General features: G+C 38.1%; 1 protein-coding gene. It reads left to right on the top strand.

Annotated features, from left to right (window positions below; translation table 11 throughout):
- Window positions 1-344 (top strand): hypothetical protein (locus HX778_RS24935; RefSeq protein WP_176983358.1); only part of this gene is annotated, 344 nt, incomplete at both ends.

Raw genomic sequence — 344 nt, 5'->3', positions numbered from 1 at the left:
TCCTTTGAGTTATCAGCTTACGGAAAAGCCTGATTGGATAACTATAACAGGAAAGAATATTCTTTTTTCTGAGAATCGAGGTGTTGCCCGTACCGGGATAGTTACATTTACTCAAGACGAGTCTATGTTAACTACTTCTATTAGTGTTGAGCAAGCTGCCGGCTCTATAGGTTCTAATTATATTTTCACGATTAATGGTAATGTTGGGAATGTTTCTTGGACGGGTGTAAAAGCGACAGGCGAATCTCGTAGTTATACTATTACATCAAGTAAGCAGACTATTGTTAACGGTGCAGTTGAAAAGACGGATAACATTACTTATACCTCTTCTAGTAGCGTTGATT

Source organism: Cedecea sp. P7760 (genome assembly GCF_013386425.1).
GTDB classification, from domain to species: domain Bacteria; phylum Pseudomonadota; class Gammaproteobacteria; order Enterobacterales; family Enterobacteriaceae; genus Cedecea; species Cedecea selenatireducens.
Note: the sequence above shows the minus strand (reverse complement) of the source record. Positions and strands in the feature narration are given on the sequence as shown.